Genomic DNA, 22,918 nt, shown 5'->3' with positions numbered 1-22,918 from the left:
AAGCCCCTTTGATTTATTTCAATAACTTATACACTTTCTTTGTAGAGTTCATCTGCTTTTTCAAAGCGGCCAGTTACTGTCGTATTTGGCGCTTTAGTTAAAAGACTCACTACAATGATGCTGATAAATGCAAGGATAAAGCCTGGAATGATTTCGTAAACACCAGTGTCTGCGAAAAGATTTTTCCAGCCAATCACTACAACTGCACCAACGATCATACCCGCTAGAGCACCCTGTAAATTCATACGTTTCCAGAACAATGACAAGATGATAAGCGGACCAAATGCAGCGCCGAAACCAGCCCATGCATAAGCAACAAGACCAAGAACTTTACTGTCTGGATTACCAGCAAGAGCAATTGCAAGAACAGCAATCGCAAGAACCATAACACGGCCAACCCATACAAGCTCTTTCTGAGATGCATTCTTACGAATGAAACCTTTGTATAAATCTTCTGTTAATGCACTTGAACATACCAAAAGCTGACAGCTCAATGTACTCATCACAGCAGCTAAAATCGCAGCCAGAATGATACCTACAATCCATGGATTGAATAAGATTTTAGTCAATTCCATAAATACTGTTTCAGGGTTTTTGCTTACAACTGCTGCTAGTTCAGGGTGTTGCTCAAAGTAAGCAATACCGAAGAAACCAGCACCGACTGCACCAGCTAAACATAAAATCATCCAAGTCATACCAATACGACGAGCTGCAGGGATTGATTTTACAGAGTCAGCAGCCATGAAGCGCACAAGAATATGTGGCTGGCCAAAGTAACCTAAGCCCCATGCCATGGAGGAAAGAACCGCCACAACACTCAAATCGGAGATGATGTTAAACGCATGCGGGCGAGCAGTTTCAATGAGTGTCACAAATTGTGCTGTATCGCCAATTGCAAGATAAGTCACAATTGGTGTTAATAACAAAGCAAAAATCATTAGGCCAGCTTGGAATGTATCTGTCCAGCTAATCGCTAAGAATCCACCGATACAAACATAACTGATGGTTGCAATTGCGCTGAGCCAAATAGCAGTGGTGTATGACATTCCGAATAAATTTTCAAATAAACGGGCGCCTGCTACCATGCCTGAAGCACAATAAATTGCGAAGAAAACCAAGATGATAACGGCAGAGAAAATACGAAGTACTTTTTTCTGATCATCAAAACGACTTGTAAAATAATCTGGCAACGTGAGTGCATTATTTTGGACTTCAGTATGAACGCGTAATCGACCAGCAACCAGTAGCCAGTTAAGCCAAGCACCGATAATGAGACCAATTGCAATCCACGCTTCAGATAAACCAGAAAGATAAATTGCGCCTGGTAAACCCATGAGCAGCCAACCACTCATGTCTGATGCGCCTGCGGATAATGCAGTTACGAAACTGCCTAAACTACGACCACCGAGAATATAATCTGAGAAGTCGCTTGTAGCACGGTAGGCAAATAAGCCAATAAGAACCATTGCTACGATGTACACCATAAACATGATGAGGGTGGGATCAAAATAACTCATAATGGATGTGTGTCCTTATATCCATAATCCGTGATTGTAACCTAATCCAGGTCGCTGTTTTCTTGTACGGCATCCAAGAGGTTGAGATTCAACCACAAAAGATTTTTTTTGCACTGTTATTTTTGTATTGTACTTTTGTATCATTGTGTAACTTGAAATAAATTGTTTTTATAGATATAAAATTATAATATTAATCATTAACTTATAATTCTTTAATATTTATTTTTTTAAATTTTTCCAGCAAAAAAACGCCATTCTGAAAAAAACTAAATCGATATAGAGTTATAAATAGGCTATTGGTCAAAAAAAATTTATAGAAATTTAGAATAAAATTAAAAAAATCGACAATTTTTTGTTCAATTAATAATTTTTTTTATTCACGTTAGGCTTATTTAGTGTCTAAAAATAGCAATTAGCCGATTAAATTTTCAAAAAGTCTATGCATTCCTTGAGTCGCTGACATTTTTAATAATTCATATTGGTGAGGAACACGCAGATGATCCGCATTTGGGTCTATATAGTAGGCTTTACATTGATTTGAAATTTCATGAACTAAAGCTGCAACTGGATATACGCTTAATGTCGAGCCGATCACAATAAAAATATCTGCACTCTGTACTAATTGAATTGCTTCTTCATAGGCAGGTACAGCTTCACCGAACCAGACTACATGTGGACGCAGCGGATAGCCATCTGGGCAAAAGTCTTGTTCTAAATCTAGCTTCCAACCATTAATATCGTAAAACTTTGTTGTAAATTGTGCATTTGGGCCAGAGCTTTTCGCTAAACGAATATTTCCATGCAAATGTAAAACGTTAGAGCTTCCAGCCCGTTCATGTAAATCATCAATATTTTGAGTAATCACTTGTACGTCAAAGTAGTCTTGTAGTTTGGCAATATATTGATGAGCTTCGTTAGGTTCAGCCTCTAAAATATTTTTACGTCGCTCATTATAAAAGCGTTGAACTAGAGCAGGGTTCTTTTGCCATGCCTCAGGTGTGGCAACTTGTTGGATGTCGTAATTTTCCCATAGACCATTACTGTCACGAAAAGTGCTAATTCCACTTTCAGCACTCATGCCAGCGCCAGAGAATACAACAAGCTTTGTCATAGAAGTCACCGATTCGTAAAACTGAATTTGAATAGATTTTGAATAGATAATAGATAAAGAAAAAACCAGTTTAAGACTAAACTGGTTTTTATTAAATATGAAAAGCTAGAGCTATCTTTTATAAGCCAGCTTCATATTCTGCATTTGTTAAAAGTTTTTCAACATCTGCAATGTTGTCTGGTTTGATTTTATAAATCCAACCTTTTCCATATGGATCGTCATTTACAAAGTCTGGATCATCTTCAAGATCAGTATTCACCTCTACTACTGTACCTGAAACAGGAGCATGGATGTCAGAAGCAGTTTTTACTGATTCAACCACACCAGCTTGTTCGCCAGCAGTAACTTTACTCCCAACTTCCGGAGTTTCAACGTAAACCAAATCGCCAAGTTCATCTTGTGCATGATCGGTAATCCCTGTAATAACAAGATCACCCTCAATCTTTACCCACTCATGTGTACGTGCATACTTCAGTTCAGAAGGATGATTCATGGTAACTCCTTAAGCTTGTGTCCAATAGTTTTAAACATTATAAGTATGGGTCTTTACGCCAGTTGCTTGGGCTACGGCCACTCCAGCGTTTAAAAGCACGGCTAAAATTTGCAACGTCCGAATAACCAAGTTCATCTGCAATTTGTTCAAGACTGTAATCTGTACGTGAAAGCAGAGATGTTGCGTGTCGATAGCGTACTTCATCAACTAATGTAGAAAATGAAGTTCCTTCAGCCGCTAATTGGCGCTTTAGTGTGCGGTCTGACATGTGTAGACATTCAGCTACATTTTCAATGCTTAAATAATGTTGTTCAGAATTACTTAAAATATCACGAACTCGCATTGCTAAGCGACGGCGTTCACCTAAAGCGGAAAGTTCGGCTTCGCACTGATTAATAGCAACCTGACTTGCGATAGGATCAGCATTAACTAATTTAATTCCTAAGTATTTTTTATCAAAACTTGAAATCAGATGTGGCTGGTTGAAGCGAATTGTGCTGCTTAGTTTATTTCTATACTTTTCAAAGCCTTCTGGTTCAGGAAAGTCCAAATCTACATCACCAGCTAAATCTTCGATACCCGTAATCGCTTTAGCCATACTCATGATACCAATGGTCAAACCTAAAACGATTTCTGTCCGTAGAGGTTCAAGTTCGATGTCGCACTGTAATTGTAGGGTAGCTTTTGGCCCAAACGTTGAAAAATAGAGTTGTAAAAAAGGTAGACGTAGTTGAATAAAGCGTGCTGCAAGGGCAATTGCTTCTGTAATATCTTTGGCTGTCATAATTGCATAGCCAATGAAGCCATGAATCGAAATACGCATTTGAGTACCAAGATGGTAACCCAACGTGGTTTCACCAGTTAAATTAAGCGCGTGTTTAACTAGTTCGTTTGCTACAGGTGTAGAAATACGATAATCAGGATCGGCCAGTTGCTCACTAGTAAGATGAAATGGAGCAAATAATGTTTCATCGTTATATCCCCAACGCGAAACAACATCTAATAGCAATAAGCCATAGACTCCCGGAATACCTTGATCTTGACGAGCTGAGGTAATTTTCATATGCGTTCCATTGCTCTCATCAATTTGTCACATGCATTTCTTACACATCTTGTCATGAAATATAATCTGAGTTTATAAAAACTGTTAGACAATCATATCAACCATGTTTTAAACATTCTTTTTAAAGACAACAATTTTTGTTGTTGAAATAAGTAATACGTCACCATTTTGATTTAAGGCTTGCGTAACGTAACTTACAATACCACGATCTAATTTTGTTTTGGATGGTGTGATCGCTGAAATTTCTGCTTCAACATGAATTTTATCACCTGGTCGAGTAGGGCGTGGCCACCGTAAGCTAGACTCTGAACCAATCAGGCCGCCATGAATCGGCATACATTCTGTCCATAACCGCATAGTAATTGCAGAAGTATGCCAACCGCTAGCAGCAATTCCTTGAAAAATTGGATCGTGCTTAGCTTGTTCTTCATCTATATGGAAGGGTTGAGGGTCATAGGAGCTTGCGAATTTTTTGATTTCATCTAAGGTAATTTCATATTCACGGCTAATGAAACGATCACCAATTTTCAAATCTTCTAAATAAAGCATTAATCTTGACCCTGTAATACTTTTTGTTCAATTAGGAAACCACCTGTTTGACGTTTCCATAACTGTGCGTATATACCATTTTGCGCAATTAACTCTTCATGAGTTCCTTGCTCAGCAATTCGACCTTCATCAAGAACGATTAAACGGTCCATTTGTGCAATAGTAGATAAACGGTGTGCAATTGCAATAACGGTTTTATCAACCATCAGGTCATTTAAACTTGACTGGATTGCTGCTTCAACTTCCGAGTCTAATGCACTAGTTGCTTCATCTAAAATAAGAATAGGAGCATCTTTTAAGAATACACGTGCAATGGCAATACGCTGTCTTTGACCACCAGAAAGCTTAACACCACGTTCACCTACTTGAGCGTTATAACCACTACGTCCTTTTAAATCAATTAATTGCGGAATAAATTCAGCAGCTTTGGCTTTATTTACAGCATTCTCCATGTCTGCATCGGAGGCATCTGGGCGACCATATTTAATATTTTCTGCAACTGAGCGATGTAATAAAGACGTATCTTGAGTAACTAAAGCAATATTAGCTCTTAGACTATCTTGAGTTACATCTTCGATGTTTTGGCCATCAATTAAAATAGCACCTTGCTTAAGATGGTAAAAATGTAAAAGCAACTGGATCAGCGTCGATTTTCCTGCGCCAGAACGACCCACAATTCCTATTTTTTCGCCTGCTCTAATATGCAAGTTGAAGTGATCAATCACATTTTTATTGTTATAAGCAAAGCTTACATCTTTAAATACAATCTCACCTTTGGTCACTGCAAGTGGTTTTGCATCTGGTTTGTCTTGAATATTGATTTTTTTACCTAATGTTTGCATACCATCTTGAATGGTTCCAACATTTTCAAATAAGGCTGACATATGCCACATCATAAATTCAGCCATACTATTAAGTTTTAAAATCATTGCAGTAGTTGCTGCGATTACACCTAATGCTGCTAAACCTTGGGTCCATAGCCAAACAGAGGTACCAATAACACCTACAAACAAAACAGCAGACAACATATTAATGCTGACTTCAAATAGGGTACCTAAACGCATTTGAGCATAGACTGTAGTCATAAACTCTTTCATAGATGCTTTTGCGTATTGGCTTTCACGACCAGCATGGGCAAATAGTTTTACCGTTTGGATGTTGGTGTATGCATCTGTTACACGGCCCGTCATGATCGCTCTAGCATCGGCTTGTTGCTGAGAAACTTTACTTAAGCGGGGGATAAAGAACCATGCGCTTAATAAAAATAGGCTTAACCAGATTAAAAGTGGAATAAGTAAAATTGGTGAAATTGCGCCAAGAACAATGCTGACTGTAATGAAGTAGATGCTGACGTATGCCAACATGTCACCCAAAATAATCCAGAACTCACGGATTGCTAACGCTGTTTGCATAACCTTAGCAGAAAGTCGTCCAGCAAAGTCATTATGGAAAAAGTCCAAGCTTTGTTTCAATAAAAGGTTATGGAAACGCCAGCGCAAACGCATTGGGAAGGTGCTATATAAAATCTGATGTTTGATAATAGATTGAATATTTACAAAAAAGATGTTGGTAAATAAGACCGCAATCAAAATGAGTAAATCAGTAGCATGCTGACTTAAAAAGCTTTCCGGATGACTTTTACTTAACCAGTCTACGAGTTGTCCAATCTTTGAAAAAAGTAAGGCTTCAAAGCTTGCAGCACCTGCTGTAAAAAGAATGAGTAAGAATAAATAAGGGCGTAGGCCTTCCGTAGCTTGCCACACAAATGGGAAAAAACGAGTCGGTAAAGGTTCATCTAAACCTTTAGTTGGGTAGGGATCTACAAGTTTTTCAAACCACTTCAGCATGAATTACTACCTTTGACACAAAAGCCACTTAATTAAATCTTTGCAATTTAATTTGCAAAAAGTCAGTTAGATCAATATCACTTAGGGTTTCGATCTTGTGAATATATGCAAATACACATGAACTGATAATGTTGTACGTCTTAAATTAATATATGACGCAAAAAAGGAGACTCGAAGAAATCTTCAAGAACGTCGCGAGGACTAAAAGTATTATTCATTATATCGAGATTAATAGATAAAGGGTGAAGGAATTTATTCTTTAAGTATTTTTTATTAGTATTTTGAACATCTGTTAAATTATTACAGCTACACATATTAGAAAAGGCCTTTAGATTTGGGTCATAAAGGCCTAAGTATCGTATTACCACATTAAGTCATCTGGAATAACATATGCTGCATATGGATCTTCCTCATCAGTGGCTTGTTCGTTTTTCTCAGCATTATTAATCAAAATGAAGCCTTGCATTTTTTGATCAATTTTTTCACCTAAAGCTTTTGGAAGATAGGCGTATTGATCTTGATCTTTAGCAATAACTAGGCTACCTGCAACAAGTGCGTTATAAACTTGCTGAGATAGATACACTTTTTTGATTTTATTTTCATCAATAAATTGATAAGCCACATCCCCAGCAAAATCAGTAATTTTGTGCTGCTTAATCATCTGAATGATTGATGCTTTAAGTGCTTTTTCTTCAAGCTGTTTCTGTTTTTCTAAATTTAAAGCCTGATCTTTAGCTAACTTTTCTTGTTGAGCTTTTTCAATATTTGCTTTGATTTCAGCTTCATTACTTAGCCCAAGACGTTGTTCGTGATGAGCTTGCTTTGTTAATTTTTTTGCTTTTTTATTATCAACTAAACCAGCTTTTAATAGCTGTGCTTGTAAGGCATTTTTAACCATGTCTTAGTCCTTGTGTGAAGTTGAAGTACTATAGAGATAAACTATCCAGTAAGAAATACTTAAGGCTAAGCTTAAAATTGCTGGCAATAAAAATGATTGTAGTTTCAAATATGGATGTACTGAAGCGGCAACAATTCCACCCAACAGGAAGCCAACAAGAATAAGTAAATGTAAAACAATACGTCGATTTTCTACAATTAAGCCCCTGGCTTTATATCCAAGTGCTAAACCAATATCAGTCAGCACACCAGATAGATGAGTAGTGCGAATAATCGTTCCTTTGTAGTGGCTTACCATCGCATTTTGTAACCCCATTGCCGTACAAGCCCATAATAATCCATAGCGTGGAAAATAAGGAAGCAATAGCCAGCAAAGGAAAATGAATAAGGCAACAAGGCTCAAAGGTAAGCCATAACGACGACCTAGTCGAAAATGACTGCTACCTAAAATAAAACCACTATAAAATGAACCGCAAACATAACAAATAATCACCAGAAGTAAAAAAATGATATGTTCTGGTTGCCACTCTACCAAACTCATAGCCAGCATACTAACGTTGCCAGTCATATGTGAAATAGATTGATGCAAAAGAGTAATTAATCCTAAGACATTAATCATTCCGGCATTAAATGCCAGCAAAAAGGCTCCAAGTTGGAACCAGTTTGGTAGGCGTTGAAATGGCATTTTGCTTAAGACGCTTGCTTAGAGCGAATATCTACAGCTGCGGTAAATAATACATCTGTAGATGAGTTAAGGGCTGTTTCTGTAGAGTCTTGCAATACACTGATAATCATACCAACCGCTACAACTTGCATAGCAATTTCTGTTGAAATACCAAATAGACTACAAGCGACTGGAATGAGTAGTAAAGAACCACCTGCAACACCCGAAGCACCACAAGCTGAAATTGTAGCAACAACTGATAAAATAACCATTGTCGCAAAGTCAACATGAATGCCAAGCGTATGGACAGTCGCTAATGTAAGCACAGTAATGGTTACTGCCGCACCTGCCATATTTACTGTTGCACCTAAAGGAATAGACACACTAGCTGTAGATGGGTTAACACCTAAACGCTCTGCCAAATCTAAGTTAACTGGAATGTTGGCTGCTGAGCTTCGAGTAAAGAAAGCTGTAATACCACTTTCTTTTAGACACTTAAATACGAGAGGGTATGGATTTCCACGTATAGTAAGGGCAACAAGAATAGGGTTGATAACTAAAGCAACAAAGAACATGGTACCTAACAATACCACTAATAATTGTGCATAGCTTTCAAGTGTTGCAAGGCCGGCATCGGCAAAAGTCACTGCAACTAATCCGAAAATACCGACTGGTGCAAAAGCAATTACTTTATGAATAATAGCACTTACAGCATGTGAAACATCCTGCATCACTTGTTTTGTGGTGTCTGAGCTATGACGCATAGCTAAACCTAGGCCAATTGCCCAAGCTAAAATACCAATAAAGTTAGCTTCACTAATTGCTTGAACAGGGTTCGCAATAAAGCTTAAGAGCAAGTTTTTTAATATATCTGCGAGACTACCAGGCGCTTGTAAGTCATTATGTGAAACTGTATTGAGGAATAATGTGCTTGGAAAAGAAAGACTGACAATCACAGCTGTGAAAGCTGCAAGCAACATGCCTGCCACATATAGAATCATAATAGGGCGTAAATTGGCGCTATGACCCACTTGGAAGTTGGCAATAGAAGAAAGCACCAATACAAAAACTAAAATAGGGGCAACCGACTTTAAGGCTTTAATGAAAAGCTCACCAAATAAACTTAAGTAAGGCGTAACGTTCGGAAATAGTAATGCAACGCCTATCCCTAGAATAATGGCGATAATAATCTTAGTGACTAAGCTTAATCGAGAAAAGAATGCAAGCATATAAAGGCCTTATTAACCTAATCATGGCTAAAGGTTGAACAAGCGGAGTATTTTATACTTAAGTGATGTGAATCTTAAGCTTTTTTATAGCACCTATAAGTATTTATACTTGATGGTAATATTAAATGATTGTTTTTATTGGTCTTAATTTAATATTTTAAATTTTATAGTTGGTGGTTTTGCTTGTTAATTGCTCATTAAAAAACTAGGTATATCAAAAAGCTGTGAAAGCATGGAATAGGCTAAAGACAATATAGGGGCAAAAAGTTAAATATGGTTGAGCTTTTTTAGAAAAGCTACGCGAATTTTCAAAACTTTGTGCTTGGATTGGACTCTAAGCTTTCAAGCTGAAAAATCGCATATTTCAGGAAGTTACTACTATTATTATAAATTTATAATTTAAAAAATATTATTTACTTGCACAGTACAGCTGATGAAGCGTATTTAAAATTGAATGCATATTGTCATCCTTAATTGAATAAAAAATTTGCTTGCCATCACGACGGGTTGATACAACATCACTTTTGCGTAGCATCATAAGTTGTTGTGAAAGAGTGGGCTGGGTAATTTGGGTCTTCTCTTCAATTTGAGAAACATTTAACTCCTCATAAGCTAAGTGACATAAAATTAATAAACGATCTGTATTAGCCAAAGATTTAAGAATTCCAACGACTGAATCAGCCGCATTTTTCATTTCTTCGATTTGGAGTCCATCTTTCATACTTTATACCTATATCAATATAGCGGGCATAGTATAGATTGATCTTATGAAAATGAATGTAGCAAAACTAATCAATCCAATTGTTTTTGTTGAAAAGCAATATAAGAGGAATTGATAAATAAGTAGTCTTTCTAATTAAAAACAACTATTTGTATTTCTTTTGTGTCTAAAATGTTGCTTTGTGTTATAAGTGTAATTGTTAAGTATAAGTGAAACGAAGTCAACCTAAAACGATTTCAATTTGCTTTCAATAAATAGTTAAATCTAATTTATCTTAAGACAAATCATAAAAAAGGATTGAGTTTTTATTTTTTAAATATATAATCTGTTTTGTACAGACAGGTCTGTATATTTTGGTTCAGTAAGGTCGAAAAAAACGTCTAATTGTGAACCAAAATGACTTTCAGACGCAGCGTGATACATAAGAAGAATCATTAAATATAAGAAGAAGAATATCACGCTTTATTTTTATGCTGCTCTTTCGAAATCGATTAATTTTTCTACTCGAGTCCAGTAATCATTAATTTTTATTGAACCATGTTCGACTTGAGCCTGTATGGTCATACCTTCCAAAATATTAACGAGTAGTAAAGATAGGGGAACTGGCTCTTTTACATCATACTGGTTAAGAAGATTTTGCATGAGTTGGGTCAACCAAGCTTTATACAAAGTGGCAGGTTGATGGGTTGAAGGATATTGTTTTAAAACCTCTTCCAAGGCTTTTTGAAACATGCAGCCATTAAAATCTTCACTATTAAACCAGTCGGAATACCATAAAATTACTGCTTTAATTCTCGCAAGAGGGTCTAACTCATCATGTTTTGATAAGGCAGAAGTAAGAGAGTTTTGAAGAAGCGTATTTCGAAGAAGTAGACACTCTTCAATTAATTTTTCTTTTGATGGAAAATGCTTATAGAAAGTCATTTTTGCAACGCCAGATTCATTAATGATGCGATCTACACCTATAGAATTATAGCTATACGAGTTAAAAAGTCTTAATGCGGTGTTAATAATGTCATCTTTTTTCGACATATTTTAGCCTCTCACAAATGAATTGCTATTAGCTTGAACGGTGATCTTTATCAATGAGAATCTAGATAATTTAATTTTACAAGGTATTGTTTGTTATTGATAGAAAAAAGATATTATTTTTTTAAACGCTGAAGTTTTACTTTTAAGGGAAAGGTAAAGGGTTCTAGGCTATATATTTAAATAATTATACTTCCTTTTTCAAAATCTTTTAACTTCAATATTTTTGCGATAAGTCGCTTTAAAATTTAAAAAGGAAAATTAATAAACAAAAAACAAATCTATTTTTGAGTTTGTCGGCCAATTTAAAAGTGGACTTTCCGTTGCTTTGAAAAGTCCATTCTTATTAAAGTTTCTTACTCTGAAGGAGGTAAAAGCATCAAAATAGATTCATTGAGTAAGTAAGCAACATTCTCAAGGATTTCAAGCTCATTAAATTCGCTATCGAAAGCTAAGCTTTCTCCATCAGCAATAGCTTTTAATTTTGGTGCGAAAGTTTCAGCTATACATAGCGCTTCGCCATTTCCCCAGAAGCTCAGAATTCCGTTATTTTCTGTATAAAGTAGGCGAGAGGCAGGTTCTAATAGAACTTCATAACCTTCATGTAAGATCTCTTGAAGATCATCGGCTTCGATCTCATCAGGTTCTGGAATATTATCTGGATATTTAGGTTCACTCATGTATGACATGATTGCTGCATCAAGTGCTGTAGAGTCTTGCAACTGAGCTAAAACTAATTCTTTTAGATAACTTAGTTCAGTTGAGCTAATTTCACCAATTTGACTCATTTGTTTGCGTGCGATATCTACAACAGGATTTTGAAGTAAAATATTAGCTGAAAATTGATCGCTAATGCGTTCCATCATTCCTGCAATGTTTGGCATGCGAAAGCCAAATGAGAAAGTTAAGCAGTCATCTTCGGCAACCCCATAATGTGCCATTCCAGGTGGAATATAGAGTAAATCACCTGGTGCTAAAACTTCATCAAATTGCACATCTATTTCTGGCAAAAGTTTTAATGGTTGATTGGGTACAAATGTAGTATTTGCATCGCACATTTGACCTAGCTGCCAGCGACGATGACCATGACCCTGAACTAAAAACACATCATAAAAATCGAAATGTTTCCCAACTGAACCACCCTTAGGTGCATAAGACACCATAATATCGTCGCGGCGCCATTGAGGAATAAAAGGAAATTTTTTCCAAAGTTCAGAAAGATCAAAAGAGTAGTGATCTACTGCCTGTACTAAAATTGACCATAATTTTGGTAGCTTTTGAAAATCACCTTTGGTTAAAGGTGAAGACTTTACGTGCCATTCATTTGGATTTTTATCTTTTTGGCGAATCAGTCTGGCACTTGCGTGTTCTTCCAAGGCAAGTTCTTGCACATCCTGAGGTTGTAAAAGACCTATAATCTCTGGCAATCCGTTACGCACCAGTAAAGGTTTTTTCTGCCAATACTCTGCTAAAAATTGCTCGGCAGTAATGCCGCCTAAAACTGTTAAAGGTTCTGTCATGGAAATAACCTATTTATAAAATATCTAGAATTAAGGAATTTGTAGATCAAGTTGCCTTAAAATATGGCAAAGTTGAATCATAGGAAGACCCATAAGTGTGGTCTGGTCTTGGCCTATCATTTTTTCAAACAAGCTAATTCCTAAACTTTCACACTTAAAGCTGCCAGCGCAATGTAGTGGCTGATCTAATAAAACGTAACGTTCAATTTCAGCTTGATTCAGGTTTCGAAATTTAACTTGATAATGTTCAACGAGCGTTTGTTCAAAGTTTCTATCGAGCCATTGCACGCTAAGAGCTGTACTAAAGAAAACAGTTCGGCCAGAATTATCTGCTAGTTGTGCTTTAGCATTTTCAATAGTCATCGGTTTGCCAATAAAGTCATGCGAGGCATGTTCTCGCCAGGCAACTTGATCTGAACCAATAACGATGGCTGATGGGTTCTGTTCAGCAATCACCTGAGATTTTGTGAAAGCGAGCCTTTTTGCAAGTTCATCAGCATGGGTTTCATCGCGAGGACTTTCATCAATATCGGGACTAATACAAATATAATTAATTCCAAGACGGTCCATTAAGTCTTTGCGAGTTTGACTACTCGAAGCCAAAATAATTTGTGGCTGAACCATTACACTGCAAATTCCATTAATACATCTAAAGGTACATAGCTTAATACAGCTTGATGACATGCATGTATTTTAATAGGAGGCGCTTCACCAGCTTGATAAGCCTCTACCCAGCGAGTTACGCAGATACACCAGAAATCACCCGGTTTTAAGCCAGGGAAGCCTACTTCTGGTAAAGGAGTAATAAGATCATTACCAATTTTCTGAGAAAAATTTAAGAAATCCGAGGTCATTTGTGCACATACGGTATGCTGACCAAGGTCTGTTACTGCAGTGTGGCAGAAACCATTTCTAAAATAGCCTGTAATAGGGTCAAAGCAACAACTTGCTAAAGGTTCCCCTAAAACATTTAAGCGATTGATTTGTGGATCTGGATGAATAGACATAATGGGTGAAATATCAAATAACTACCTCTATCATAATCAAAACTGGGGCTTTCTACAGCTTTTATGCAAAAAAACTAACCTTTTTTGATGTAATCATTTAAAATTGGCACGTTTTTAAAATCATAAAGAGAGCTTTACATGAATTTTCAGCGTATGACTGACCTTAACTTAACAGGCAAACGTGTCCTTATTCGTGAAGATTTAAACGTTCCTGTCAAAAATGGTGTGATTACTAGCGATGCTCGCTTACGTGCAGCATTACCAACTATTAAAGCTGCTTTAGATAAAGGCGCAGCAGTGATGGTATGTTCACATCTAGGTCGTCCTGTTGAAGGTGAACCAAAGCCAGAACAATCACTTGCACCAGTCGCTGCTTATTTAACAGAAGTATTGGGCCAAGAAGTTAAATTATTAACAGATTATCTAGAAGGCGTTGAAGTTGAAGCTGGTCAAGTTGTATTGCTTGAAAATGTACGCTTTAACCATGGCGAAAAGAAAAATAATCCAGAGCTCGCTCAAAAATATGCTGCATTATGTGACGTATTTGTTATGGATGCATTTGGTACTGCTCATCGTGCAGAAGCATCTACTGAAGGTGTAGCTCGTTTCGCTCCAGTTGCTGCTGCTGGTCCTTTGTTGGCTGCTGAGCTGGATGCTCTAGGCCGTGCAATGCAAACTCCTGAAAAACCAATGGTTGCAATTGTTGCTGGTTCTAAAGTTTCAACTAAACTCGATGTTTTAAACTCACTTTCTAGTATCTGTGATCAACTGATCGTTGGTGGGGGTATTGCAAATACATTCTTAGCAGCTGCTGGTTTTAACGTTGGTAAATCATTGTATGAAGCTGACTTGGTTGAAACTGCTAAACAGATTGCTGCTAAAGTAAGTGTTCCACTTCCTACGGATGTTGTAGTTGCTGATGCATCGCAAATTAATTTTGAAGATTTCTTAGGTTCTTTAGCAGCAGCTCAAGCTGTTGTGAAGAAAGTAGAAGATGTGACTGCAAATGATATGATTTTAGACGTTGGTCCAGAAACAGCTAAAGCATTTGCTGATATTTTAACAACATCAAAAACAATTCTTTGGAATGGTCCAGTTGGCGTATTTGAAGTAGATCAATTTGGTGAAGGTACCAAAGCGCTTTCTCTTGCGGTTGCTCAATCTGAAGGATTCTCGATCGCAGGTGGTGGAGATACATTAGCTGCGATTGATAAATATAACGTCGCTGATCAAATTGGTTATATTTCTACAGGTGGTGGTGCATTCCTTGAATTTGTTGAAGGAAAAACATTGCCAGCAGTTGCTGCTTTGCTTGAACGTGCTTAATACTGTTATATAGAAATAAGAAGGGATTGGGTAACCAATCCCTTTTTCATTGATAAGTCATTAAACTGTCATATATCTGCAATAAAATGTCGAGTATTAAATCACCAACTGTGGAAAATAGTGATGAATTTAAAGCTTACATTTGCTGCTATGTTAATTGTACCAATGATGTTGACTGCTTGTGCTAAGAAAGATGAAGCATCTCAAGCGGGCCAAGAATCAGCTGCATCTACTGCTGTTTCTGAAAAAGTAACGCCTGAGCAACAAGCAGCAATTGATGCGATTGATAAGCCAGTTCTAGATGAAAAGAATACAGATGTGGTTGAAGGTAGTGCGCCAAGTGAGGCTGCTGCTTCAGAAACACATTAATTTGTTGTTTTTTGTTAAAAAATCCCTGCAAATGCGGGGATTTTTTTTGAAATACTGTGATTTGTTGCTGAATTGAAATAAATGACAGGGTAGAATAAGCCGCACTACCTGGGAGGATATTATGGCACTCATTTCAATGCGCCAGCTCTTGGATCACGCTGCTGAACATAACTACGGCGTACCAGCATTTAACGTAAATAACTTAGAACAAATGCGTGCAATTATGCTTGCCGCGGATGCAACCAATTCACCTGTAATTGTTCAAGCATCAGCTGGAGCTCGCAAATATGCAGGCGCTCCATTCTTACGCCATCTTATTTTGGCTGCAATTGAAGAATGGCCGCATATTCCAGTGGTAATGCATCAAGACCATGGAACAAGCCCTGATATCTGTCAGCGTTCAATTCAGCTTGGCTTTAGTTCCGTAATGATGGACGGTTCATTAGGTACAGATGGTAAAACACCTACTTCTTACGAATACAACGTTGATGTAACTCGTAATGTTGTTGCTTTAGCACATGCATGTGGTGTTTCTGTCGAAGGTGAGATTGGCTGTTTAGGTAGCCTTGAAACTGGTATGGCTGGTGAAGAAGACGGTGTTGGTGCTGAAGGTGTCCTTGATCACTCACAACTTCTTACTTCTGTTGAAGAAGCGACTCAGTTTGTTGCCGATACTAATGTAGATGCATTGGCGATTGCTGTAGGTACTTCACATGGTGCTTACAAGTTCACTCGTCCACCTACAGGTGATATCTTGGCAATTGACCGCATTAAAGAAATTCATGCGGCATTACCAAATACTCATCTTGTTATGCATGGTTCAAGTTCTGTGCCGCAAGAGTGGTTGAAAGTAATCAATGAGTTTGGTGGTGATATTAAAGAGACTTATGGTGTACCTGTTGAGCAGCTTGTAGAAGCAATTAAACATGGTGTGCGTAAGATCAATATCGATACAGACTTACGTTTAGCATCTACTGGTGCAATTCGTCAGTTTATGGCTGAAAACCCAGCTGAATTCGATCCACGTAAATACTTTGCTAAAACTGTAGATTCAATGAAGCAAATTTGTATTGATCGTTATGAAGCGTTTGGTACAGCTGGAAATGCTGACAAGATTCGTCCGATTTCTTTAGAGAAAATGGTTGATCGCTATAAATAATTCCCGTCAGGGTTTAATTTATAGAAACCGGTTATTTATATAACCGGTTTTTTATTACATACATTTCATTCATAAAAAAACCTGTGATAAACACAGGTTTTGATGAAGATAAAAAGACTTACTTTTGTAAGTTCTTTTTATCTAGACTTGGATCTTTGATTTCTACATATGCGTTTGCACGTACTTCACGTAACCAGCTATCAATCTCAGTGTTAAATTGGCGTTCACCTAAAATTTGACGTGCCATACGCTCTTGATATTCGTGCGTCATATCTTTTTCACGTTTATCTGTTACTTGTAAGATATGCCAGCCGAATTGAGTTTGGAAAGGTTCGCTAATTTCACCTACTGGAATTTCCTGCATTTTTTTATCAAATTCAGGAACCATCATTCCAGGTGTTACCCAACCCAAACTTCCACCATCACGTGCTGAACCTGTGTCGTTAGAATAAGTCGCTGCAAGTGTTGCAAAATCTTGACCAGCTTTTAAGCGTTTATAGATGTTATCAATAATTTGCTTGGCATTTTCAAGAGAGACAACTTCAGATGGCTGAATGAGAATGTGGCGGGTTTGAAATTGAGGTACTAAAGCTTTTTGCTCATTTTGCTTACGTTCAAGAAGCTTTAAAACATGTACACCATCACGTACTGAAACTAAGTCAGTTGTTTGACCATCTTGTAATGGAGTAATACGAGCCGCAAGTTCAGCAGGAATATCAGACAGTGGGCGGAAACCCATGTCAGCACCTTCAACTTTTACATTTGCAGTTGAAAGTTTTTTCAAAGCATTTATATCATTACTTTGCGCAAGCTTTGAGCGTACTTCTTGAGCTGCAGATTGAACTTCTTGTGCATTGTCACCTGAAATGCGCATATGAATTACATGTGCTTGATTACCTAGCGCAGCTTGTCCCTGAGGTGATTTTAAGAAGTTTTCTACATCTTGATCACTAATTTTAATACGAGACATCACTTGTTGTTGGCGCAAACGGCTAATCGCTAAATCCTCAGCGATTCGGCCACGTAAACTTTCATAAGTTCCTGGTGCCATAGCATCCAACTTCTGCTGGAAAGCTTCTAAACTTTTACTTCCAGATTGACTTGCTACTTTTAAGACTGCTTCATTTAAGCTTTTTTCATCAGGTTTGATGCCATATTTTTTAACTTGTTCAAGTTGTGCCTCACGCAAGATGAGTTGATCTAATACTTGAAACTGTAAGTATTGCTGAGGTGGCACTTCTTTCTTTTGAGCTTGCAGTTCATGAGCTGCTTCAGCCATACCTTGTTGAAGATCGCTTTTTAAAATTACGCTATTGTCCACAATTGCCACAACTTCATCAGCGGGTTGGGCAAAACTATGCATTGATGAAGAGATTAGGGCAGCAAGTGTAGTTGCTTTAAAAAACTGTTTAAGATGCTTTGTCTTCATTAACGTTGTGTCCAAGATTGATTAATTTTGTTAAAACCTAAAACGCGATTTTCAAGTAAAGACGCGAGTTTATTGTTTAAACCACCTAAACCTTTTAGTGTAATTTCGGCCATGATCGCGCGCTTTTCACTAACATCTGAAGTTTTCGGATCATCTAGATCGTTATAGTATGAACGGCCATAGACGGAAATACCCCAGCAACATGACTCATAGTTAACTCCTAGCAAGAGTTCACGGGCAACATCACTGTCCATGTCATATTGTACGTGGCCCATAATACGCCAATTGTCTTTAATTGGTTGTATAAACGATGCAACAACTTGGTCATAAGTATCTTGACGACCAGGAATATCTTTACGATAGAAATAGCCTAAGTTATATAGATTTCCTTTATCACCAGTATAGTAAAGTTGGAAGTCACGTTGAGCATTGTCACCATTCGACATCCAAGCTGAGTTGGCAGCAATGGTAAAGTTTTGGTTAAGCTGGCTTGATAGACTCACCACAGGACCTGTGTTGCGTTCAGTATCAATTTCATCTTGTTGTCGTTGTAAGGTGACACGACGGTCTTCGAAATAGTAACTTTGGCCTACGCTTGCACGTAAACGCTCTAAACCTACTGTGTCAAAAAGGCTATAACTTACACCTAATGATAAAAAGTTATTGTCTTCTAGGCGGTCATGACCATAAAAACGGTAAGGGTTAAATAATTGATCATAACTTACTGACGCAGTGGTTGAGTCAAAGTTAGGATAACCATCTTGATTTTTGTATGGCGCATATGCATAGAAAGCACGTGGTGTAAGTGTTTGTAGATACTTACCATCACGTTCAAAGTTTAGCCCAGTGTCTAACGTGAATTGAGGTACAACGACTGATTTATTTTCAGAACCGCCAGGGTTATTTAACTGAGTATCTTTATCATAAAACGTTTGAATAGAACGTACAGAGACTTCAGGAATCACAAAAGCTGCTGGTGTACGGTAGTTATAACGCGTTGCGAACTGGTTATAAATACGTGTACCACTACTTTCTTGAGCAGAATCATCATTAATTGATTTCTTAAAGTAAGCAGTGTCGTTATTAAATTCGTATTGTAGTCCTAGTGGATTGCCAGTGACGTAATTTAATAAGAATTGTGGTAAACGCGCGTATGGTTTATCTGCATCTGCAACTTCAGGATCAAGTGTCTGGAAATCTTCGACCTTAAGCTGTGCTTTTAAACCCGGAATACCATGTTGATAATTAAGTTCCCAAGCTCTACGTAAGTTAAGATCTGTTTTAGAGTTAGGACTGCTATCTAGGTCAGAGAAATAATCTTTATCTGATGCATAGTTATATTCGAGGTTAGTAGACCACTGGTCGTTGATATCCCAATTATGTAAAAAATGGAAATCTTTACGATCTTTGTCATCATAACCTTTGTCAGATGGCAAGATGCCACCCCACATTTCCCCAGCACCAAAGCCATCGGTTAAATATCTAAACTCACCTTTTAGCATTGCACCGCGGTCTGCTAAATATCGCGGAGTAAGTGTCAGATCATAGTTAGGTGCAAGATTTAAATAAACCGGAACAGAAAGCTCAACACCACCATCATTTGAGAAACCAAATTGTGGGTTGAGAATACCTGTAGTACGGCGGTCGTCAATCGGGAAGTTAAAATAGGGAACAGCTAGAACAGGAACGTCCTTAACATATAATTTTGTTCCACGAGTTACGCCGCGTCCAGTTTCCTGATTTAACTCAATTTTATTGGCTTGGATTTTCCAACCGGGTTTTTGGCCTGGTGGGCAAGTCGTATAGGTTGCATCATTAAGAACCATAACGTTTGGTGAGGTTCTTTCGATTTTTCCTGCATGACCATGGGCATGTTGCTGTTCAGAAATATAAAAACTATTGTCTAAATTCCCGGTTTGGGTTTTTAGGTTGTAATTAATTTCATCACTCTGTGAAAGTAACCCGCCTTGAGCTAACTGTACTCGACCTTGTGCATGCGCAAAGGTTTGGGTCTTATCAATCGTTACTTTGTCAGCACGAACTGTGCGTCCTTCTTGATCAATAACGACATCACCTTCTAAAACAGAATCACCCGCTGGGTTGTAATGTCCGTAGTTAGCAGTAACGACAGAAGTCGCTTTGTCGGCATCTAAAGCTTTGGTCTCAGGGTTAATCGGTGTAACCCATGTGCCTTGGCAAAATGCCGAGCTTAAATATTTATTGTCACGAAGCTGAGCTTCAGGTGCAGATTTATCAACATAATATTGCTGAAAGAATTCTTGACCTGGGTAAGCTTCCTTGATGCTCGCTTTAAGTTGATTATTGTCTATATTGGAGACAACATCAGTTGACTCAGCATAACTTGATTGTATGGAGCCACATAAGAGCGTAAAAATAGCTGTCGCTAAAGGATTAAATTTAAACTGATGCTTCATTGTCTCATTAACCAAGTATGCTAATTCACAATTAATTATTGTCGCATCATAGAGAAAAAGTTTATAAGTGGCTACACTTAACCCTTCAAAAATCTCAGCTTGTTTTAGATTTTATTGCAAATGAATACACAACGTGAACAATTGATATATACATGGCTTACATCTGTTCTTGAAAATGATCAATTTAAGATCGCTTTTTTAGCAGGTGATGCAAGCTTCCGCCGTTATGCGCGTATCGCGTTACAAAATAAAACGTATATGCTCATGGATGCCCCTCCAGAAAAAGAAGACTGTGTTCCGTTTGTGACCATTGACGAGTTTTTTGCGAGCCATGGCGTACGTGTACCTCAGATCGTCGCGAGAGATCTGGCTCAAGGTTTTCTCTTGTTAGAAGACTTTGGTGATGTGCTTTTGTCGACATTATTAACTAATGAAACTGTTGATAGATACTACGAACAAAGTTTTAAACAACTTATTCAATTGCAGTCTATTGACGGGACTAATCAGTTCCCAGCTTATTCTTACGAAAAATTAATGTCGGAAATGCATCTACTCACAGACTGGATGTTACCGTCGCTTTCTATTCAGCCGACTGCTGAACAGAAAAAAACGATTGATAATGCATTTGACTTCTTGGCTCATGCTGCATTAGCCCAACCGCAAGTTATTGTACATCGAGATTTTCATAGTCGAAATTTGATGAAAATTACCGGTGAGCAAGAATTAGGGGTAATCGACTTCCAAGATGCTGTTATTGGCGCTGATACATATGACCTAATTTCGATTACTCGTGATGCATATGTTCAATGGAACGCTGATCGTGTTTATCAATGGTTTAAAGTGTTTTATGACCTGTTACCAGCGTCGACTAAACAGAACCGTAGCTTTGATCAATTTAAACGTGATGCAGATTTAATGGCGATTCAACGCCATATTAAAATTCTAGGTATTTTTGTTCGCTTGTTTGAACGCGATGGTAAGTCAGGTTATTTGAAGGATTTACCACGTGTCATGTGGTATTTGCTTGAAGAAAGCCGTGGTTACGCTGAGCTTGAAGAGTTTATGGTATTTATGAATAACATCGTGATGCCTAAATTTATCGAGAAATATGGTAGCTATGAGGTAGCAGCATAATGAAAGCAATGATTCTTGCTGCTGGCTTGGGCAATCGTATGCGTCCACTTACGCTATATACACCAAAGCCTTTACTCGAGGTAGGCGGTAAGCCCCTAATTGTGTGGCATATTGAAAAACTTAAGAAAATTGGTGTGACTGAAATAGTCATCAATTCTGCATGGTTGGCAGATAAACTCATCAGTAGCTTAGGCGATGGTTCTCAATTTGGTGTTGATATCCGTTGGACACGAGAGGAAGAAGGTCTGGAAACAGCTGGCGGAATTATTAATGCTTTGCCACTGCTTGGAACAGAGCCTTTCATTCTGGTGAATGGAGATGTATGGACCACAATGGATTTTGAAGTTCTACGCCATATTAAGTTAAATGATGATTTAGCTCATCTTGTATTAGTTGATAACCCTAAACAGCATCCTGAAGGCGACTTTACATTATTGGATGGGCGCGCTTTTACATTCGATCAAGATGTGACGGGCGAAAACCTTACTTTTAGTGGTCTATCTGTTATTCATCCTAAACTTTTTGACGGATTGGAAGCGGGTAAGCGTCCTTTAGCTCCACTATTGAAGCAAGCGATGCATAATCAGAAAATATCTGGTGAAAAGCTTAAAGGTGCATGGGTAGATGTGGGAACGCCTGAGCGTTTAATGGAGCTAGATTTGCAAATTCGTGAAGGCTTCTACGATTAAGTGTGTAATCCCTAATCGTTAACTAGTGTTCCACGATGCATAAATGGGTATACTTTGTTTTAAATTTTACTTAGATGTTATCTGTTTATGCATCCGTTTTTTCAAGAGTTACAACAGGGTAGTCAAAAATTAGGTTTATCGCTTAGCGATGAAGCTTTGACATTATTGTTGAAGTATCAAGATGCTTTGGTACTTTGGAACAAAGCTTATAATCTAACAGCGATTCGTGATCCGAAAGAAATGTTAGTGAAGCATTTGTTAGATAGCCTAAGTATTTTGAAAGATTTGCCAACAGGCCGTTTGCTTGATGTAGGTACAGGTGGCGGTATGCCGGGCATGATCATTGCTTTATGTCAGCCGGAACGCTCATGTGTATTACTTGATTCAAATGGTAAGAAAATTCGTTTTTTGAAACAGTTTATTGCTGACCTTAAGTTAAAAAACGTAGTAGCCGTGCAAACACGTGTTGAAAATCAAGATACAATTGATGAGCTTGGTCAATTTGATGTGATTACAAGTCGCGCTTTTGCTTCTTTAACGGATTTTGTGGATGCAGCTCAGCCATACTTGCATCAAAGCAGTATAATTGCAGCAATGAAAGGAGTTGTGCCAGTTGAGGAAATTGAGCAACTTAAGCAGGACTTTTCATGTAAAGTGATTGAGCTGCGCGTACCAAGACTTGATGAACAACGTCATTTACTTTTACTTCAACGTATTTAAATAAAAAGTA

General features: G+C 37.8%; 22 protein-coding genes. 6 read left to right on the top strand and 16 right to left on the bottom strand.

All coding sequences use genetic code 11. The features are described from left to right. Positions 1-26: 26 nt before the first annotated feature. The 14 genes from putP to AW165_RS10270 all read right to left on the bottom strand — a co-directional run bounded on the left by putP (position 27) and on the right by AW165_RS10270 (position 13,647). Positions 27-1,517 carry a sodium/proline symporter PutP gene (gene putP / locus AW165_RS10335; protein WP_060465757.1) on the bottom strand — a complete coding sequence of 497 codons (1,491 nt, stop codon included), beginning with the start codon at positions 1,515-1,517 and terminating at the stop codon, positions 27-29. A gap of 412 nt (positions 1,518-1,929) precedes the next feature. Further along, positions 1,930-2,637 (bottom strand): SIR2 family NAD-dependent protein deacylase, encoded by a 708-nt coding sequence (locus tag AW165_RS10330; protein ID WP_081309105.1) that lies wholly within the window; start codon positions 2,635-2,637, stop codon positions 1,930-1,932. 109 nt (positions 2,638-2,746) lie between these two features. Further along, a complete protein-coding gene (gene gcvH, locus AW165_RS10325) occupies positions 2,747-3,121 on the bottom strand; it encodes a glycine cleavage system protein GcvH (protein ID WP_005069578.1) in 375 nt (124 codons plus the stop codon). A 37-nt stretch (positions 3,122-3,158) separates the two neighbouring features. Next, positions 3,159-4,184, bottom strand: coding sequence for an AraC family transcriptional regulator (locus AW165_RS10320; protein ID WP_002121430.1), 1,026 nt, complete (start codon positions 4,182-4,184; stop codon positions 3,159-3,161). A 108-nt stretch (positions 4,185-4,292) separates the two neighbouring features. Further along, the gene (locus AW165_RS10315; RefSeq protein WP_002121358.1) at positions 4,293-4,733 is read right to left on the bottom strand and encodes a MaoC family dehydratase; all 441 of its coding nucleotides are present in this window, start codon (positions 4,731-4,733) and stop codon (positions 4,293-4,295) included. After that, a complete protein-coding gene (locus AW165_RS10310; protein ID WP_060465755.1) occupies positions 4,733-6,580 on the bottom strand; it encodes an ABC transporter ATP-binding protein in 1,848 nt (615 codons plus the stop codon). Before AW165_RS10310 ends, AW165_RS10315 begins: the two co-directional genes overlap by 1 nt. A 361-nt stretch (positions 6,581-6,941) precedes the next feature. Further along, a complete protein-coding gene (locus AW165_RS10305; RefSeq protein WP_002121466.1) occupies positions 6,942-7,478 on the bottom strand; it encodes a DUF2058 domain-containing protein in 537 nt (178 codons plus the stop codon). Positions 7,479-7,481: 3 nt separating this feature from the next. Next, complete coding sequence (locus AW165_RS10300; protein ID WP_060465754.1) at positions 7,482-8,162, bottom strand: YoaK family protein; 681 nt, start codon at positions 8,160-8,162, stop codon at positions 7,482-7,484. A 5-nt stretch (positions 8,163-8,167) separates the two neighbouring features. After that, the gene (sstT, locus tag AW165_RS10295; protein WP_014206582.1) at positions 8,168-9,370 is read right to left on the bottom strand and encodes a serine/threonine transporter SstT; all 1,203 of its coding nucleotides are present in this window, start codon (positions 9,368-9,370) and stop codon (positions 8,168-8,170) included. Between the two features lie 409 nt (positions 9,371-9,779). Then, a complete protein-coding gene (locus tag AW165_RS10290) occupies positions 9,780-10,091 on the bottom strand; it encodes an ArsR/SmtB family transcription factor (RefSeq protein ID WP_002121379.1) in 312 nt (103 codons plus the stop codon). A gap of 468 nt (positions 10,092-10,559) precedes the next feature. Continuing rightward, on the bottom strand, positions 10,560-11,123 hold the full coding sequence (locus tag AW165_RS10285; RefSeq protein WP_060465753.1) for a TetR/AcrR family transcriptional regulator: 564 nt from the start codon (positions 11,121-11,123) through the stop codon (positions 10,560-10,562). Positions 11,124-11,476: 353 nt separating this feature from the next. Continuing rightward, positions 11,477-12,640 carry a cupin domain-containing protein gene (locus AW165_RS10280; protein WP_060465752.1) on the bottom strand — a complete coding sequence of 388 codons (1,164 nt, stop codon included), beginning with the start codon at positions 12,638-12,640 and terminating at the stop codon, positions 11,477-11,479. A 30-nt stretch (positions 12,641-12,670) separates the two neighbouring features. Further along, positions 12,671-13,264 (bottom strand): Maf family protein, encoded by a 594-nt coding sequence (locus AW165_RS10275; RefSeq protein WP_060465751.1) that lies wholly within the window; start codon positions 13,262-13,264, stop codon positions 12,671-12,673. Continuing rightward, positions 13,264-13,647 (bottom strand): DUF2237 family protein, encoded by a 384-nt coding sequence (locus AW165_RS10270; protein WP_002121396.1) that lies wholly within the window; start codon positions 13,645-13,647, stop codon positions 13,264-13,266. Before AW165_RS10270 ends, AW165_RS10275 begins: the two co-directional genes overlap by 1 nt. 138 nt (positions 13,648-13,785) lie before the next feature. Between AW165_RS10270 and AW165_RS10265 the strand changes: the two genes are divergently transcribed. From AW165_RS10265 to fba, 3 genes are all read left to right on the top strand, one after another. Continuing rightward, positions 13,786-14,973: a phosphoglycerate kinase gene (locus AW165_RS10265; protein WP_017386816.1), complete on the top strand. Its 1,188-nt coding sequence runs from the start codon at positions 13,786-13,788 to the stop codon at positions 14,971-14,973. Between the two features lie 123 nt (positions 14,974-15,096). Beyond that, positions 15,097-15,342 carry a hypothetical protein gene (locus AW165_RS10260; protein WP_002121463.1) on the top strand — a complete coding sequence of 82 codons (246 nt, stop codon included), beginning with the start codon at positions 15,097-15,099 and terminating at the stop codon, positions 15,340-15,342. Between the two features lie 121 nt (positions 15,343-15,463). Further along, complete coding sequence (gene fba, locus AW165_RS10255) at positions 15,464-16,501, top strand: class II fructose-bisphosphate aldolase (RefSeq protein WP_002121428.1); 1,038 nt, start codon at positions 15,464-15,466, stop codon at positions 16,499-16,501. A gap of 118 nt (positions 16,502-16,619) precedes the next feature. Here the strand turns inward: fba and AW165_RS10250 are convergent, their stop codons facing one another. After that, the gene (locus AW165_RS10250) at positions 16,620-17,930 is read right to left on the bottom strand and encodes a peptidylprolyl isomerase (protein WP_060465750.1); all 1,311 of its coding nucleotides are present in this window, start codon (positions 17,928-17,930) and stop codon (positions 16,620-16,622) included. Beyond that, on the bottom strand, positions 17,930-20,365 hold the full coding sequence (locus AW165_RS10245) for an LPS-assembly protein LptD (protein ID WP_060465749.1): 2,436 nt from the start codon (positions 20,363-20,365) through the stop codon (positions 17,930-17,932). The genes AW165_RS10250 and AW165_RS10245 overlap by 1 nt, the downstream gene beginning before the upstream one ends. A gap of 120 nt (positions 20,366-20,485) precedes the next feature. Here AW165_RS10245 and AW165_RS10240 point away from each other — a divergent pair, with 120 nt between their 5' ends. From AW165_RS10240 to rsmG, 3 genes are all read left to right on the top strand, one after another. After that, positions 20,486-21,499 (top strand): aminoglycoside phosphotransferase family protein, encoded by a 1,014-nt coding sequence (locus AW165_RS10240; protein WP_060465748.1) that lies wholly within the window; start codon positions 20,486-20,488, stop codon positions 21,497-21,499. Continuing rightward, complete coding sequence (gene murU / locus AW165_RS10235; RefSeq protein ID WP_060465747.1) at positions 21,499-22,188, top strand: N-acetylmuramate alpha-1-phosphate uridylyltransferase MurU; 690 nt, start codon at positions 21,499-21,501, stop codon at positions 22,186-22,188. Before AW165_RS10240 ends, murU begins: the two co-directional genes overlap by 1 nt. Positions 22,189-22,275: 87 nt before the next feature. Further along, the gene (gene rsmG, locus AW165_RS10230; RefSeq protein ID WP_002121443.1) at positions 22,276-22,908 is read left to right on the top strand and encodes a 16S rRNA (guanine(527)-N(7))-methyltransferase RsmG; all 633 of its coding nucleotides are present in this window, start codon (positions 22,276-22,278) and stop codon (positions 22,906-22,908) included. Positions 22,909-22,918: the final 10 nt, after the last annotated feature.

The sequence above is a fragment of the Acinetobacter sp. LMB-5 genome (assembly GCF_001541635.1).
GTDB classification, from domain to species: Bacteria; Pseudomonadota; Gammaproteobacteria; order Pseudomonadales; family Moraxellaceae; genus Acinetobacter; species Acinetobacter pittii.
The sequence above is the reverse complement of the archived record's forward strand: the minus strand, read 5'-3'. Positions and strand labels throughout refer to the sequence as shown.